The organism is Bacillus sp. SIMBA_154 (genome assembly GCF_046536015.1).
GTDB lineage: Bacteria > Bacillota > Bacilli > Bacillales > Bacillaceae > Bacillus > Bacillus pumilus_P.
In genome coordinates this window covers 1-15,589 of record NZ_JAWJBV010000022.1, presented here as the reverse complement: position 1 = coordinate 15,589, position 15,589 = coordinate 1, and the positions used below count along the sequence as shown (strand labels likewise).

General features: G+C 41.9%; 17 protein-coding genes. 11 read left to right on the top strand and 6 right to left on the bottom strand.

Going from position 1 to position 15,589, the window contains the following annotated elements; translation table 11 throughout:
* Nucleotides 1-11: 11 nt before the first annotated feature.
* The 5 genes from R0K30_RS19420 to pepT form a co-directional block, all read right to left on the bottom strand.
* Nucleotides 12-1,433 carry a four-carbon acid sugar kinase family protein gene (locus tag R0K30_RS19420; RefSeq protein ID WP_410612346.1) on the bottom strand — a complete coding sequence of 474 codons (1,422 nt, stop codon included), beginning with the start codon at nucleotides 1,431-1,433 and terminating at the stop codon, nucleotides 12-14.
* A 7-nt stretch (nucleotides 1,434-1,440) separates the two neighbouring features.
* A complete protein-coding gene (gene garR, locus R0K30_RS19415; protein ID WP_249705647.1) occupies nucleotides 1,441-2,334 on the bottom strand; it encodes a 2-hydroxy-3-oxopropionate reductase in 894 nt (297 codons plus the stop codon).
* A 198-nt stretch (nucleotides 2,335-2,532) separates the two neighbouring features.
* Entirely contained in the window at nucleotides 2,533-3,390 is an 858-nt protein-coding gene (locus R0K30_RS19410; RefSeq protein WP_180275507.1) for a MurR/RpiR family transcriptional regulator, read from the bottom strand.
* A gap of 408 nt (nucleotides 3,391-3,798) precedes the next feature.
* The gene (locus tag R0K30_RS19405) at nucleotides 3,799-3,978 is read right to left on the bottom strand and encodes a hypothetical protein (RefSeq protein WP_008345664.1); all 180 of its coding nucleotides are present in this window, start codon (nucleotides 3,976-3,978) and stop codon (nucleotides 3,799-3,801) included.
* A gap of 288 nt (nucleotides 3,979-4,266) precedes the next feature.
* Nucleotides 4,267-5,499 (bottom strand): peptidase T, encoded by a 1,233-nt coding sequence (pepT, locus tag R0K30_RS19400; RefSeq protein WP_230031622.1) that lies wholly within the window; start codon nucleotides 5,497-5,499, stop codon nucleotides 4,267-4,269.
* A gap of 226 nt (nucleotides 5,500-5,725) precedes the next feature.
* Here pepT and R0K30_RS19395 point away from each other — a divergent pair, with 226 nt between their 5' ends.
* The 5 genes from R0K30_RS19395 to R0K30_RS19375 all read left to right on the top strand — a co-directional run bounded on the left by R0K30_RS19395 (nucleotide 5,726) and on the right by R0K30_RS19375 (nucleotide 9,135).
* Nucleotides 5,726-6,049 (top strand): WXG100 family type VII secretion target, encoded by a 324-nt coding sequence (locus R0K30_RS19395; protein ID WP_410612343.1) that lies wholly within the window; start codon nucleotides 5,726-5,728, stop codon nucleotides 6,047-6,049.
* A gap of 4 nt (nucleotides 6,050-6,053) precedes the next feature.
* Nucleotides 6,054-7,250 (top strand): DUF6861 domain-containing protein, encoded by a 1,197-nt coding sequence (locus tag R0K30_RS19390; protein WP_099727310.1) that lies wholly within the window; start codon nucleotides 6,054-6,056, stop codon nucleotides 7,248-7,250.
* A gap of 12 nt (nucleotides 7,251-7,262) precedes the next feature.
* A complete protein-coding gene (locus R0K30_RS19385) occupies nucleotides 7,263-8,021 on the top strand; it encodes a hypothetical protein (RefSeq protein ID WP_256499145.1) in 759 nt (252 codons plus the stop codon).
* A gap of 21 nt (nucleotides 8,022-8,042) precedes the next feature.
* Complete coding sequence (locus tag R0K30_RS19380) at nucleotides 8,043-8,570, top strand: YfjD family protein (protein WP_410612341.1); 528 nt, start codon at nucleotides 8,043-8,045, stop codon at nucleotides 8,568-8,570.
* A gap of 97 nt (nucleotides 8,571-8,667) precedes the next feature.
* A complete protein-coding gene (locus R0K30_RS19375) occupies nucleotides 8,668-9,135 on the top strand; it encodes a helix-turn-helix domain-containing protein (RefSeq protein ID WP_012011745.1) in 468 nt (155 codons plus the stop codon).
* Nucleotides 9,136-9,196: 61 nt separating this feature from the next.
* On the opposite strand, the gene R0K30_RS19370 is transcribed toward R0K30_RS19375, so the two are convergent.
* Nucleotides 9,197-9,544 carry a helix-turn-helix domain-containing protein gene (locus tag R0K30_RS19370; protein ID WP_099727191.1) on the bottom strand — a complete coding sequence of 116 codons (348 nt, stop codon included), beginning with the start codon at nucleotides 9,542-9,544 and terminating at the stop codon, nucleotides 9,197-9,199.
* A gap of 206 nt (nucleotides 9,545-9,750) precedes the next feature.
* Here R0K30_RS19370 and R0K30_RS19365 point away from each other — a divergent pair, with 206 nt between their 5' ends.
* The 6 genes from R0K30_RS19365 (at nucleotide 9,751) to R0K30_RS19340 (ending at nucleotide 15,477) form a co-directional block, all read left to right on the top strand.
* On the top strand, nucleotides 9,751-10,740 hold the full coding sequence (locus R0K30_RS19365) for an asparaginase (RefSeq protein ID WP_099727190.1): 990 nt from the start codon (nucleotides 9,751-9,753) through the stop codon (nucleotides 10,738-10,740).
* A gap of 28 nt (nucleotides 10,741-10,768) precedes the next feature.
* Nucleotides 10,769-12,193, top strand: a complete 1,425-nt coding sequence (aspA, locus tag R0K30_RS19360; RefSeq protein WP_099727189.1) for an aspartate ammonia-lyase — start codon at nucleotides 10,769-10,771, stop codon at nucleotides 12,191-12,193.
* Between the two features lie 140 nt (nucleotides 12,194-12,333).
* Entirely contained in the window at nucleotides 12,334-13,740 is a 1,407-nt protein-coding gene (gene nhaC / locus R0K30_RS19355) for a Na+/H+ antiporter NhaC (protein WP_099727188.1), read from the top strand.
* A 296-nt stretch (nucleotides 13,741-14,036) separates the two neighbouring features.
* A complete protein-coding gene (locus R0K30_RS19350; RefSeq protein WP_099727187.1) occupies nucleotides 14,037-14,462 on the top strand; it encodes a YwqH-like family protein in 426 nt (141 codons plus the stop codon).
* 38 nt (nucleotides 14,463-14,500) lie between these two features.
* Complete coding sequence (locus R0K30_RS19345) at nucleotides 14,501-14,764, top strand: YwqI/YxiC family protein (protein WP_008355536.1); 264 nt, start codon at nucleotides 14,501-14,503, stop codon at nucleotides 14,762-14,764.
* A 287-nt stretch (nucleotides 14,765-15,051) separates the two neighbouring features.
* The gene (locus tag R0K30_RS19340; RefSeq protein ID WP_099727186.1) at nucleotides 15,052-15,477 is read left to right on the top strand and encodes a YwqH-like family protein; all 426 of its coding nucleotides are present in this window, start codon (nucleotides 15,052-15,054) and stop codon (nucleotides 15,475-15,477) included.
* The last annotated feature ends 112 nt before the right edge of the window (nucleotides 15,478-15,589 follow it).

Below are 15,589 nucleotides of genomic sequence, written 5' to 3'. Positions count from 1 at the left end.
CTCCCTGCGCTTTATCCTTCAAGTATTTCTACAGCTTCTTTTAACGTATCCTTTGAGCCAACATTTCCCGGGAAAATCACGTAAGAAATGAAGGGGAATTTACTTTCTTCTCCTGTTTGCCAAACGGGAATACCAGGTTTAATTTGACCTGCAACAGTCGCACGTTTGACGCTAAGCCCTCTTGTTCCAATATCACTTGAGGTAATTCCACCTTTGGCAATGAGATATTTAGGGCGAATTGTGAGGCGCTGGACAATGCTTGTCACAGCATCACTAATTTGAACGGAAAGCTTTAATTCCTCCTCTTGACGATTGTCCCCAAGGTCAAGGCGTTCTCTTCTTGTATAAACAGCAACAGATTGACCGGATGCTAACAACATTTCGGTTTGCTCAATCACGCGGTCAATTTCCTCTTGAAATTCTTTGGGTTCTAACACGAGATGTGTATTAAATTCAATAAAAGCGATCTCTTTATTTTGCTGTAGCGCTCTTAATTGTTCCGTTGTTTTTTTGACATGAGAACCAACCATGATAAGACCACCGTTTGGGCTTTCTTCTTGTATCAAGTCTTTTCTTGTTAATATGGATTGGTCGTGGATGCCGCCAAGTACTTTTGTGAGAGCAGCCGCACTTCTGAAAATAAATTGCTGACCTGCTTGGGTGGCATCAATGAGGGCGGTGACAAAGACTTTGACATTGTCATAATCTACAGCGTTCACAACCACCTTTTGAAAATCCTTCACGGTCATGAGCTGCTCCTTGATTTGATCAATGCGTAAAGCCCGTATATCTTCTAACGAAATGTAGGTGGTGTTCTTTTTTGTGAACGTTCCGCCTGATTTTTCTTCAATCCACTCCCCGAGATGAGACGACTGAAAGCCGAATGTACGGTCTCGTGCAAATTCTGTATCACCAGCAGGAATCAAGTCGTGTCCTTCCTGTACGTAGTGGATATTGTTGATCGTAAAGCGTCCGCCTTCTTGGAAAAAGGGAAGAATGATTTCTCCGTCAAATTGGAAGGAGCTTCGTTGTTCAATGGTTGTTCTGAGTACTTCAGTTTCCAGCGGAAAGTGTCCACGCAGGGTAGAATCTCCCCGGCTGACAATGATGAAATCTTGATGAAGCCGCTCAGCTACTTTCACAATCGTTGAAGCAATCGTTTCGTGCGCAGCGGCAGTTTCTTTCTCAGTCATACTGCGAGAATTGGTTAAAATAAAGAACATACGGCTGTCTTCAAGAAAACCGGCTTCAATGCTTTCCTCTGACCAATCAGTGAAAACAGAGACGCCATGTACGGTTTGAATACCTGTTGGATCATCGTCTAATACAATGATTTTATGCTGAAAATGGCTTAGTGCTTGTTCATATGCCGTTTGAATGCTCTTTGAATCCGCTTTCGGAATGGCATTCAGTATTTCAGTGCTTTGCATCATGATCATCTCATCCTTTCTTCACTTCGACATGAGCCATTTTTTCGTAATATTGAACGATGCCGCCATGATCAAGTCCAGACTTTCCGTCTGCTTTGAGGGCATGGAAAATTTCAAGCAGCTGACTAGAAAGAGGGAGAGGAACGCCGATATCATGGGCAGTTTCCATCACATTGGTTAAATCCTTTAAGTTGATGTCGATGCGTCCGCCAGGTTCAAAGTTTCGATCCAAAATCAGTGGGACCTTTGCATCGAGAACGGCGCTCCCTGCCAGTCCGCCACGGATCGCTTCATACATTTTATCAATTGCAATGCCTGATTTAGCGGCAAGAACGAGCGCCTCAGACATAGCAGCAATATTTAAGTTGACGATGATTTGATTGGCAAGTTTAGCTGTTGTCCCGCTTCCGTTTGTCCCAACTAATACGACTTCTGTGCCCATCGCGAGCAGGACATCCTTTACTTGTTCGAAGATGGCTTCTTCGCCGCCAGCCATAATAGAAAGTGTCCCGTCTATCGCCTTTGGTTCTCCGCCGCTGACAGGTGCGTCGATAAATTCTACCTGGTGCTGTTTTGCTAGGGCGGCCAATGCTCTAGAGGTAACTGGTGAAATAGAGCTCATATCTATGATGACTGTGCCAGGTTTAGCTGTAGCTAAAATGCCATGATCACCTGATATAACTGCTTCTACATGCTCGCCTTTAGGAAGCATCGTGATGATGACATCGCTTTCAGAAGCTGCCTCAGCTGCTGAAAAAGCGCCCTTTGCTCCTGCTTCTTGTAATGCTCGAATGGCTTCCTCGTTCAGATCAAACACAGTCACAGTATGACCGGCTTTTAATAGATTGAGTGCCATAGGTTTTCCCATAATTCCTAGTCCAATGAATCCAATCTGTTTTGTCACTTTGTCCGCCCCCCATATAGAAAACCCTTACAAAAAGCGCTTTCTTTTCTTAATGTTAGTATATATACTATCTAATTTAAATAATAGTAGAAAAAAAACTATTGTTCATTTAATGTACATGACGTGATAGGAACGTGTCAACGGAAAATATGAGAAAAGTCACAAAAAAAGACCGGAATCAGCTCCGGTCTTATGCGTTCATGTTTTATTTTTAGCTACGGCTAATCGAGATCGTTTCACGTTTTCAATGGCATTTGATCCTAGCTCTAAAACAGCTGCGACATAAAGAACATCAATGATGACGAGCTGGTTAATACGGGAGATCATAGAGTCGGATCGATATGTTGTTTCCCTTGATGAACTGAGCAGGTGAAAGTCAGAGCGCTTTGCGAGCTCTGATTTCGGATAGCTCGTGATAGAGGCAATTGCTGCCCCCTTTTCTTTTGCAAATTGCACGGCATCAAGAATTTCTCTGCTCTCTCCTGAATGGGAGATCGCGACGATAAAATCGTGTTCCGTGGCGTGTGTTGCAATCATATTCATCATATGTGGATCACTGCACAGACTCACTTCAAAACCAAGCTGGAGGAACTTATGATAAGCATCTCCTGCAATAAAACTGGACGCACCTGCTCCAAAGAAGACGGTTTTATGTGCCTGTTTCATTTGTTCAATAAATTGAGTCACGGCTTGATCTTCTAAAATATGCTTCATATCCTGAATCGAGTTTGTTGTTAACTCTATGACCTTATGTTTAATATCTGCTACACTATCAGATGCCTCGATCTCGCCGTATATGGATTGAGGTGTATTGGTCGCAATATCCTGCGCGACATGGACACGAAACACTTGGTACGATTCATAGCCAATTTTTCGTAAAAACCGAAAGATCGTCGTTTCACTTGTGTTGCATTCAGCGGCGAGTGCACTAATGGAATGAAGCACAACTTTCTGAGGGTTTTGTAAAATGTAATTGGCAATCTTTTTCTGGGTTGGGGACAAACTATGAAACGTTGTCCGAATATGACTAAAAATATTCTCTTCTATGATAAACACCACACTTCATCTAACATTCTACATTAAGCATACAGGAACTTATGAAAACGGTAAACAAACCCGATGTGGAAAAGAGAAGAATAATATGGAAATGACGCTTCTTTTGGTTCTTTTGTCACGGTATACTCAATTGGTAATAGAAGAAAATAGGGGTTTTTACTATGACAATGAAAAAAGGCCTAACGATCAGCCTGATTATTTTTTCGCTGATTGTTTCGTTGTTTGCTCCAGTTGGATCTGTGGTTATGAAATCGCACCATACTATCAAGGAATTCCTATGATTCAAGTACCTGCAAAGGTGTATAAATAAAAAGAGAAACGGCCACTGGATGTGGTCGTTTATTATTGTGTCTAAAACACGTTCTTACACAAACAAAAAGAACCCCTGATGAGGCTCTTTCTTTGAATTTATACTTGTTTAGGTGCATCGTTTAGTGGATGGCGGCGTTTGCCGTTGTAGTGGCGGCGCATACGAAAGATTTCAAACTCCGAAAGCTCTGCGCTTTTTCGTTTTTGGGTGCGGTTATCTTTTTTGAAAGAGAAAAGTAAGTAGCAGCAAAGTGAAGCGATAATCAATAAAATCATCATATGACATTCCTCCAATTCATCCTATTCTTTCAGTGTAGACAGGGTGAGTGATGTTTATAACTGAAAATAAGCAGCAGAATCGGTTTAGTTCTTAAGGTTTAGATGATCTGCTAATTTAGGTCTAAAATACTGGTTGTTTTTAACTATTATATTTCCAATTATTTCACTCGTCAAGAAGAATTTTTCTGGGGTTGTCTATATTAGTACGATTAAGTGTCACAAAAGTTTCAGAATATTGTAAACTTTTATTAAAAAACCGTTCCCGAACAGGAACGGTTGTAAACATGTCTATGCTTTTTCTTCAAATAAACGTGCGATTTCCACGATGACTTCTGTTGCTTTCACCATGTTCTCCACTGAAATAAATTCATATTTACCGTGGAAGTTTTCTCCGCCAGTAAAGATGTTTGGTGTTGGGAGACCTTTATATGAAAGCTGAGAGCCATCTGTACCGCCGCGTATAGGTTCGATCACAGGTGTCACTGAGCGGTTTTCCATTGCTTCATGGGCAATGTCCACAATATGTTTAACCGGCTCAATTTTTTCTCTCATATTATAATATTGATCCTGAATGCTGAGGGTGATACTGTTTTCGCCGTAGACCGCTTTTAAGTCATTTGCAATCTTTTCAAATAGTGCTTTGCGATTGTTGAACTTCTCTTTATCAAAATCACGGATAATATATTGCAGCTCTGCTTCTTCCACTTCTCCTACAAACTTCGTCAGGTGGAAAAAGCCTTCATATCCTTCTGTATACTCCGGAGATTCATCTGAAGGGAGTTTGTTGTGAAAGAGCATCCCGATCTTCGCAGCACTGACCATTTTGTCTTTCGCTGTACCTGGATGGACATTGTTTCCTTTAATCGATACCTTGGCACCTGCTGCGTTGAAGCTTTCATATTGAAGCTCTCCAAGCGGTCCGCCGTCAATGGTATAAGCATAGGAAGCGCCAAAGGCATCGACATCAAATTTGTGCGGTCCTCTGCCAATCTCTTCATCTGGAGTAAAGGCGACTCGAATCTTTCCATGCTTGATTTCTGGATGCTGAATGAGGTAATGCATGGCGGTCATAATTTCTGCGATACCTGCTTTGTTATCTGCACCAAGTAAGGTCGTGCCATCAGTGGTGATGAGCGTATGTCCTTGGTACTTTTGCAAATTTGGAAACTGTGCTGGAGATAACACGATATGTAAATCTTCATTTAACGTGATGTCACCGCCTTGATAGTCCTCATGAAGCTGCGGTTTCACATTCTTGCCGGTGAAGTCAGTAGCTGTATCAATATGAGCCAGGAAGCCAATCGTTGGCACTTCTTTGTCGGTGTTAGATGGGATCGTTCCCATAACATAGCCGTTTTGATCCATTGTTACTTCTTGAATCCCGATGGATTTCATCTCTTCAACAAGCTGTCTCGCTAGGTTCAGCTGTCCTGCAGTAGATGGGCAGCTTTCTTTTTCTGCATCAGACTGAGTATCTACTTTCACATAACTTGTGAAACGCTTGATCATTTCCTCTTTCATCTATACGTCACTCCTTTTGTAGAATATGTTCATTTTATCACGTCTTGAATGCGCTTCATAACAAGAAAGGTTTTCTCTGGCAATTAGAGAGGAAAAAGGCCTACTTTTATTAGGCGATGTGCTGAATGGTTCTTTAGGGTGATTTTTTTGGGTGTCTTTTTATTTATAATGAGGACATATAAAATCATCCATTTGTACGTTAAATTGGGAGAAAGGGGTGCGAAAGTTGGATTCTAGTCAAACGCTGGCACTCGCTCAAAAGTTTCAGGAAGCGGCTGATGAGATTCGGCAGTCGAAGCAGCTGCTTGAGAATCGGCTGAAAGCAGTAGGATCAGGCTGGCAAGGAGAAGCAAAGAATAAATTTGATAAAAGCTTTGAGGAAACAACGGCACGCTATGATCAATTTGAAAAGGACTTGCTTGAAACGAGCCAGGAACTGCGGGATGCAGCAGTCAAGATCGAGGAGCGTAAAGCCGAAATTGCCAGAATGGAAGAGATTGAGCGAAAAAGACGAGAAGAACGGAGAGAAAGAAACCGAGAAGGGAGATGATGTGATGGCACGTGACATTGTGGTTGATCCAGATCAGCTGACAGGGCTGGCGAATGATTTTGTAGGTGAGCTTTCCGCCACCGAAACAAAGCACCACGATTTACATAGTGAACTGGATCATTTGATTTTAGGCTGTGATCCTCGGTATAGAAGCTGTTTTTCTGGTGTTGGGGACGCATGGAGTGCTGGACAAGCATTAATAAGCAAATTGAGCAGTGATGATATCGCGATTCGTCATGCAGCAGATAAAATGGTCGATGCAGATGATATTCTAAGGAAAATGTACAGCATCTATGATCAATATGGCACGCTCACGAGCTTAGCTGGTATCGTGATGATGCAGGCGAAATACTACGGGCTTGGGATGACAACCTTTATGAAAGAAAATGGCCGTTATGCAGCGCAGCATTCTAAGCTGCTGCTTGATTTGACCAGCCAGGTAGAAGGAACGAGATTTGACCGGCTAGCAAGGATTTGGCTGAGTAAAAAAGAATTATTAAAACGATCCAACTGGTCGATGGCTGATTTGGTCCATAAGAAATTCACGAAATTTTATCCTGACGATACGGTTGCGTTTACGAACAGTGTCCGCGATTTTACAAAAGGGAGTATCAATTGGAAGGACACGGCTGGAATCAAGTCTGTTCTGAAAAATGGGGCAAGATTTGCTAAAGGAAATGCCATCATTGCAACAGTTGTCACTGGTGCAACGGAAACGGTTGGCTGTGGTTTGAAAATGGCTGAGAACTATGCAGAATTCGGTGATCAGCCGGAAGTTCTTAAGCGTGAAAATGCAAAGGCTGTTGGAAATGCAGTGAATAATACGGTCTTTATCGCTGGCGGGTCCGTCGCAGGTGCCGTTGTCGGCGGCGCTCTCGGAAGCTTTGCGGGCCCGATTGGAACAGTTGTTGGTGGCGCCATTGGATCAGCAGTAGGTGGATTTATTGGAGAAAAAGTCGCCAAGCTGACATCCGGTTTTGCTGAACAGGTCGCAGTGAAATTAAAGGAACCGATTCATGCAGTCGTTGATAAAGGGAAAAAAGCATTTGAGCTGGCGGGTCAAGGTGTGAAAGCAGTCAATGACACCATTGATCAAGCAAATCAGATGATACATAAAGGGATAGAACAAACAAAAGAAACCGCAGACTCGCTTATAAAGGGTGCAGGCGATTTCTTTAAGGGCGCATTTTCTTTTGGATAAGGAGAGATCAAGTTGGATCAGCTGAGTCTAAGTATCGAGGAACTCATCTTTAGTTTTTACAGTGAAGGCTATTTTGAACAAGGCATGTCCTTAAAGGAAGCCTATTATCCTGATGTAGAGGATGAACGTCTTGGGTTTTTGTTTGAAATTGCGTGCCGCTCTTTGCTGGCAAAAGACGTGCTGGAATTTCGAAACAGACAATACCGTTATAAAGCAGAATACCGTCATTTCATCCAGGCCATGAATGATGCATCTCATACCGTCAAGGCTTCAAGATTTGGAGAGTTAGATGAAGAAGTCAGTACCTCCTTTCATACGACGCAGGCGGGCGTGTATGCGCATCATACGCTTTATGATCAACAAGTGCATCAGATCCATAAACTGAAAGACGATCAGCAGGCAGAGGAGCAAGTGAAAGCCTTTTTGAGCATACACATGTGTGATCACCGCATACCTGTTATTAACCTGCAAGCAGAGGAATTTGAAATGCTGTTAGAGCAAGCAAGCGAAGGGAAAGATGAGTGTTTTTCCTTCCTTAATAAAACAGAGAATCAAGAACTCGTGAGGGCATTTGTTTCCGATGTGCAGGCGAGAAAAGGAAAGATGGATTCCCTTATGAAGGTAGCCTATGACAAAAACAATACGCCGGATGTGGAGTCCATGTTATTTGTTATACCAGGTGAGAAACATTCATGGCTTGTGTCGGGAATAAAGGAAAACGAATTTCGCATAGAGACGGCTCATAGAGACGGGTTACGTTCTATATTCTAATGGAGAAAAGGAGAATGACGCTTGAATCCAAGTGAAGTAATAGAAGTGAGGAGCAGACCCTTTCTAAGAGTATGGGCATTCTTAGCAACGGGCGGCTTTGGTATCATCGGTATTTGGCTATTTTCAGAAGCTCTTACATTTGAATCGAATTATATATTATTTTTATTTTTAGGCGGACTATCAGGCATTGTGTATGGCTGGATCTCCTTTTTAATGATTCTGCCGGCTTTTACGAAGAGGGGAAATGTGATTTTTCGAATTCAGCGCGGAGAGAATGGCGCTGTGCTGCATCGAGAGCAAACGATCCCTTTTCAAGACATTCAATCAATCGACATGCGCCGGCACCGTTACAGTATAAGGGGATTTCTCTTCATGGATGTGCTCATTCGGAAAATAGATGGGAAGTTGATCAAGATTCCGGCGTACAGTATTTTAGATGAAGAAGTATTCGAGCAAACCGTCAAACAAGACATCTATCCATATTTAAATCGGGCTGCCCAAGAGAACTGGAAACAGCAGCATGGTCAGGTCGAAGAGCAGATCGACTAGGTCGTTTACGCCATGATTTCAAAGGATAGGACGCCACTTTTTCGAAAAAATCGTGTATGATGTCAGTAAAGACTGAACGCTCAAGAGGTGATGAGAGATGGACAAAGAGATGGTAATCGACCTCGTCACAGAACAAATGGCACGGATTCGAAAAGAAAAGAATTATACGCAGGACCGCATGGCTGAGGTACTTGGTTTATCGAAACGGCATTTGCAGCAGGTCGAAAAAAACAGACTGCGCCTCAACTGGACACAAACTGCGGCCGTTTGTGCATTATTCAGGGATAGTGACATTTTAAAAGGGACACTTGGGGATGACCCGCTTGAGATTTTGGAAGTCGTGGCACATGATGAATTGCATCTATCTGTTGAACGTACAATTGGCGGAAAGGTTTGGTGGCGGACCTCGATAAAAAAAGGCACGTTTCGTCTCCAGCAAAATGTGCTGAGTCAGCATTACCGTATCTTAGATGATGAGAATTATCGCTATTATAGTTCGTTTAATAAAGAAGAAGCGAAGCGGCGGTTAGAGGAATTAAGCCAGCTGTCTTCACCTTATTCATAAGCAGCTGTTATCAAAAAGAAAAGAGAGGCGCCCGTATGATAGGGACCTCTCTTTTCTTTGTTTATACTTTCAGAGTGTTTTTCGCCCGAATAAAGGCAACAAGCTGTTTGATTTCTTCATCGGTTAGTGGAACGCCATCTACGAGGATGGTTCCTTCTTTTGCTTCCGTCAGTTCAATTTTGATATCAGAGATTTTGCGCTTTATCTCTGGCTCGTCCGTTCTACCAAGTAAAAAATCAATGGACGTATCATACAAATCAGCCAGCAGCTTCACTGCTTCAAGCGAAGGTCGTCGGTACCCAGATTCGTAACCGGCATAGGTGCTTTTGGCGATACCTAGGCGATCTGCCGTATGCTGGAGAGACCATTTTTTCTTTTTTCTAAGGGTGGTTAAACGATCGAGTATCATACATGAACGCTCCTTTATATACATCAACAGTATATCATATTTTGACATGGAGTGTACGCGTTATGCGTAATAATTTCTTGATTAATTCGCAGTATGTGACTATAATGACAATGAAGGTACGCGTAAAGCGTATATTATAGAATAGCACAAGCTGGCTTATAATATGTGTGACAAACGAAGTAATTTTACTGAAAGAGGTGGACCTGTTGAAGAAATTATTGCTTTTAACCACTGGTGGGACGATTGCATCTGTAGAGAGTGAAAATGGTTTGGCTCCAGGTGTTAAAGCTGAGGACCTTTTAAGCTATTTAAACGAAATTAATGCAGAGTACACAATGGACACAAAGTCCCTGATGAGTATAGATAGTACAAATATGCAGCCTGAATACTGGGTGGATATCGCAACAGCCATTTATGAGAATTATGATCAATACGACGGCTTTGTCGTCACTCATGGAACCGATACAATGGCCTATACATCAGCAGCTCTATCTTATATGCTGCAAAATCCTGATAAGCCGATTGTTATTACAGGTTCACAAATTCCGATTACGTTTAAGAAAACAGATGCGAAGAAAAACATCACAGATGCGATTCGTTTTGCATGTGACGGTGTAGGCGGCGTATACGTCGTGTTTGATGGAAGAGTGATTCAAGGAACACGCGCAATCAAACTAAGAACGAAAAGTTACGATGCATTTGAAAGTATTAACTACCCATATATTGCATCGATTGAAAACCATCAAATTGAATACAATAGCAAAGTAAAAAGAACATCAATGAAACCGCTTAAATTAGATGCATCCTTGAACACGGATGTTTGTCTATTAAAATTGCACCCAGGACTTAAGCCTGAGTTTTTAGAGGCGATTAAAGGTGTGTACAAAGGGGTCGTCATCGAAAGCTACGGCAGCGGCGGAATTCCTTTCGAAGGAAGAAACCTTTTAGAAAAGATCAACGAATTGCTGGAAGAAGGCATTTCTGTTGTCATCACAACTCAGTGTCTCGAAGAAGGAGAAGACATGAGTGTGTATGAAGTAGGACGCAAGATCAATCAAGAACTGGTGGCACGTTCACGAAACATGAACACAGAAGCCATCGTGCCGAAACTCATGTGGGCATTAGGCAAAACAACAGATCCAAGAGAAGTGAAAAAGATTATGGAAACGCCAATCGCAGAAGATTTAGTAATTTAACTATTCTATAGAAAGCAGGTCATATCAGATGGTTCAAGCAACTTATCGCTACGAGAAGGATTTTCTTGGTGAAAAAGAAATTCCGGCAGACGTGTATTATGGTGTTCAAACCCTTCGTGCAAAAGAAAATTTCCCGATTACAGGGTATCGCATGCACGAGGAACTTATCAGAGCCTTTGCCATCGTCAAAAAAGCAGCAGCTCAAGCCAATATGGAAGTTGGACGTTTATATGAAGGAATTGGCAATGCCATCGTTCAAGCGTCTGATGAAGTCATTGAAGGTAAGCTGCATGAGTACTTCATTGTAGACCCAATTCAAGGCGGCGCAGGAACTTCGATGAATATGAATGCCAATGAGGTCATTGGTAACAGAGCCTTAGAGATCATGGGACATCAAAAGGGTGAATACATTCATTTAAGTCCAAACACACATGTGAACATGTCGCAATCGACGAATGATTCATTCCCAACCGCTATCCATATTGCTGTGCTCAAGCAGTTAGACATTCTGCTTGAGACGATGCAGGTGATGCAGGACGTATTTCAAAAGAAAGCGAAAGAATTCGATCATGTGATCAAAATGGGTCGTACGCACCTGCAGGATGCTGTTCCGATCCGTTTGGGACAGGAATTTGAAGCATACAGCCGCGTTCTAAGCCGTGATATTAAACGGATTAACCAATCGAAGCAGCATTTATATGAAGTAAACATGGGTGCGACAGCTGTTGGGACAGGCTTAAACGCAGATCCACGCTATATTGAGATCGTGGTGAAGAAGCTAGCAGATATTTCTGGTCTTCCGCTTGTAGGCGCAGAGCATCTTGTGGATGCGACGCAAAATACAGATGCTTACACAGAAGTGTCCGCCGCATTAAAAGTATGTATGATGAACATGTCTAAGATTGCCAATGATCTTCGTTTAATGGCATCTGGTCCGCGTGCAGGTCTTGCTGAAATTGCATTGCCAGCCCGTCAGCCTGGATCATCGATTATGCCTGGGAAAGTCAATCCAGTCATGGCAGAGCTCATTAACCAAATCGCATTCCAGGTCATTGGGAACGACCACACCATCTGTCTTGCTTCTGAAGCGGGTCAGCTTGAGTTAAATGTGATGGAGCCTGTTCTGGTCTTTAATTTGCTTCAATCTATTAGTATAATGAATAACGGATTCCGTTCATTCACAGATCATTGTTTAGCGGACATTGAAGCAAATGAAAAACGTTTGAAAGAATATGTAGAAAAAAGTGCAGGCGTGATCACTGCCGTGAACCCTCACTTAGGCTACGAAGCAGCCGCTAGAATTGCAAGAGAAGCTATTTTGAAGGGACAATCGATCAGAGATCTTTGCTTGCAGTATGATGTTTTAACGGAAGAAGAACTTGATATTATCTTAAATCCTTACGAGATGACAAAGCCTGGTATTGCGGGTCAAGAGCTGCTAGAGCGACAATAATATCAAAAAATTTATTTTATCAATATGACGAATTGCCTGTGACAAAGAGAAAAACAGGCAATTCACTTTCTTTCGAATTGGCACACTTTTTTCACAATATTTTGAAAACGCTTAACACACGCACAAAGGGAGGAAACAAAATGAAATCACCACGTCTGCCGTCTTTGACAGAGGTCGTGTCTGTACTTGGCTTGTTTTTAGCAATTGTTTTATCATTTACTCTTTACTTCAAATTAGATATTCAACTAGCACTGTTTATCTCATGGTTTATGGTGATCGCTTTAGGGATTCGATTGGGACATTCATATAAGGATCTTCAAAATGCGATTACAAAAGGGATATCAAATGGTTTAGATGCTATCTTGATCTTAATTGCTGTTGGTGCACTTGTTGGAACATGGATTGCTGGTGGTGTTGTACCTACATTAATCTATTATGGCCTAGAATTTATTCATCCTAACATTTTCTTATTAGCTACACTTGTTATTTGTGCCATTATGTCCATTGCAACAGGAACCTCTTGGGGGACGGTTGGAACGGCAGGTATTGCCATGATTGCGATTGGTGAAGGTCTTGGGATTCCGCTTCCAATTGTTGCAGGTGCCGTTTTATCTGGAGCCTACTTTGGTGATAAATTATCGCCATTATCAGATAGCACCGTACTCGCCGCTTCTCTTTCTAAAGTAGACGTGCTGGCGCATGTAAGAGCTATGATGGTCTTATCCATACCAGCCTTTGTGATTACAGCGATTATGTTTACGATTACAGGGTTTATGTATGGCGGTCGAAACATTGATCAAGATAAAGTAGAGTTTTTGAAAAATGCACTTCATGATACATTTACAATTAATATCTGGATGGTTATTCCGGCTGTAGTTGTTGTGTTATTGCTCGTATTTAAGAAACCTTCAATGCCTGTTATCGCCATTGGTGCTCTCCTAGGCTCGATTTGGGCCATGGCTTTTCAAGGAATGAATCCGGCAGATGCGATTGCTACGGCTTATAATGGCTTTTCCATTAACTCAGATGTAGATTTCTTAAATACCCTGTTAAACCGTGGCGGTATTGTCAATATGCTAGGATCTTTAGTGGTGATTATCCTCGGTCTTGGTTTCGGTGGTGTACTTGAATATTTAGGAGTATTAAAAGTCATCGTCTCTACGTTTGAGAAGAAATTGCATAATGCAGGAAACGTCACTCTATCCACACTAGTTGTTGCTTTCTTTGCGAATATTTTTGGCTGTGCTATGTATGTATCAATCATCCTTACGCCAAAAATTATGGAAAAGAGCTATGATAAATTAAAATTAGACAGACGTGTTTTATCCAGAAACTCTGAGGTCGGTGGTACGCTTACGTCTGGTATGGTTCCATGGTCAGATAACGGGATTTACATGGCGGGAATTCTAGGCGTATCGACATTCTCTTATTTACCATTTATGTGGTTGAGCTTTGTCGCCATTGGTCTTGCGATTATTTACGGATATACTGGGAAATTCATTTGGTACGTCAAAGATCAGCAAGAAAAAGAAGAATCGGCATCATAAGCCGTTTGCAAAAGCCGCTCCTCACTGGGCGGCTTTTGTTTGTCCTAGGACCGAGAGACTATATGTGATACAAAGTAGGTGATCGTGATTTTAGACCCCCTACAGAAGAGGTCTTTAGGTGTAGTATGAAGGAGAGTGAAAGCGTATTTATACCATAAAAAGGGCACAAATACCTATTCAAACATGAGTCTTTGAGCCTTATAATAACAATATTGGAAAAAATGCTATTTACCATTACGCTTGTTTAGAGGGAATCTAAGCAGCGTTTTTATATTTTGACAGGAGGAGGAACCCCTATGAGCTTATCGGATATGCTGACTGCCCTTAACGGAGGCATTTCAAATAAAAAAGCAGAGATCGAAGAGAAGATCGCTCGACTCAAAAAGGCGAAAAGCAAGATTGAACGTGAACAAGATGCGGCAGAAACAGACCTAAAGCAAATCAAGCAGCCAAAGCTTGGGACCTCTTGGAAAGGTGAGAGAAGCCAGGATTTCAAATCAGAGCGGAATGAAGCACATGATGCGCTGCAAACGATCGTGAACGACAAATACCCACGCTACGTGAGCCGCATTGAATTCAAAATCAATACATTAGAAGCTGAACAAGCTGCCTTATCCTTTGCCAGTTCCTTAGCTGGAGACGCCGCACGTCTTGCTGAAAAAGGAGAAGACGCAGTAGAGGACGCAAAACGCTTGATCTCAAAAGCATGGAGCAGCTTGTAAAGCTACTGTCATGCTGAACAAATCTGGAGGATATCACAATGGGACAAATTAAGTTAAACTACCAAACAGTCATGGATAAATTAGATGAAGTCTCCCAAGCAGTCGAAGCTTTAACAATGAAAAAAGCAGCAGATAAAGCGGGTGAAAACAGCCTTGAATTTGTGACCAAGTGGACGGCACGTGAAGCAGAGGTGGGCGAAATGGTCTCAAGCTTTAAAGAAGCCTTGATTAAAAATGTTCAAGATACGCGCTCTAATGTGAAGACGTTAAAAGAACAGGATGAAGCGATTGCTGCAAAATAAATCAGCATAATCGTTTTATTTATTGCTTACATTGATATGGTGTGAAATGTAGTTATAAAGACTCATATATAATTCGAGATTCATGTCCTATGATTATTCCGTTTTCCTTCCAATCACTACGTTAAAAGGACACCTTTTCCCTATTTAAGCATAAGGCTTTTCACCTTATACTATACTTAATGAAAGCGAACGATAGAAATGTCAGGATTGGAAAAAGCAGGTGAGCTGCTCGGTTCCAAAGGCTCTGACGCAGTGCTTTCGTATGAGGTCCGATAGAGGTGGATGACATGAGTTTATCCGAGATGCTGCATCATCTGCATATGGGAATTGAAAACAAACGTGCAGAATTTGACGAAATGATCTCTCGGTTAAAGACAGCCAAAAGCAATATTCGAACAGAACAAGATCTTGTGCAGTCAGACTTAAAGGAAATCAAAAAGCCTGCTCTAGATTCGTCATGGAAAGGTGAGAGAGGAATAGACTTTCATCGCCATCGGAAAGAAGCCTACAGTGTGATGCACGACATCGTGAATAATGAGTATGAAAAATATATGTCTGAGATTGACCAAAAAATCCTGCACTTTGAATTGAAAAAAATGGAGCTGGCTGTCGCCAGTAATTTTGCAGGAAGAGCCCAGGACGTGATGGAAAAGGGCGAGGATTTTGCAAAGGATGTTAAACATTTGATTGAACGAGGCTGGAAAGCTCTTTAATACAATAAACGAAACAGCCGCCCTATGAGCGGCTGTCAGGCTGTCGAGAAAATCTCGACAGCTTTATTTTTTTCCTTAAAATTTACATCTCCTCATTTTATAATAGAGAAAA

Coding starts and splice junctions, on each gene's coding strand:
- R0K30_RS19420 (WP_410612346.1), bottom strand. CDS start 1,433: ATGATGCAAAGCACTGAAATACTGAATGCCATTCCGAAAGCGGATTCA.
- R0K30_RS19405 (WP_008345664.1), bottom strand. CDS start 3,978: ATGATGATTTTATTGATTATCGCTTCACTTTGCTGCTACTTACTTTTC.
- pepT (WP_230031622.1), bottom strand. CDS start 5,499: ATGAAAGAGGAAATGATCAAGCGTTTCACAAGTTATGTGAAAGTAGAT.
- R0K30_RS19390 (WP_099727310.1), top strand. CDS start 6,054: ATGGCACGTGACATTGTGGTTGATCCAGATCAGCTGACAGGGCTGGCG.
- R0K30_RS19375 (WP_012011745.1), top strand. CDS start 8,668: ATGGACAAAGAGATGGTAATCGACCTCGTCACAGAACAAATGGCACGG.
- R0K30_RS19370 (WP_099727191.1), bottom strand. CDS start 9,544: ATGATACTCGATCGTTTAACCACCCTTAGAAAAAAGAAAAAATGGTCT.
- aspA (WP_099727189.1), top strand. CDS start 10,769: ATGGTTCAAGCAACTTATCGCTACGAGAAGGATTTTCTTGGTGAAAAA.
- nhaC (WP_099727188.1), top strand. CDS start 12,334: ATGAAATCACCACGTCTGCCGTCTTTGACAGAGGTCGTGTCTGTACTT.
- R0K30_RS19350 (WP_099727187.1), top strand. CDS start 14,037: ATGAGCTTATCGGATATGCTGACTGCCCTTAACGGAGGCATTTCAAAT.
- R0K30_RS19345 (WP_008355536.1), top strand. CDS start 14,501: ATGGGACAAATTAAGTTAAACTACCAAACAGTCATGGATAAATTAGAT.
- R0K30_RS19340 (WP_099727186.1), top strand. CDS start 15,052: ATGAGTTTATCCGAGATGCTGCATCATCTGCATATGGGAATTGAAAAC.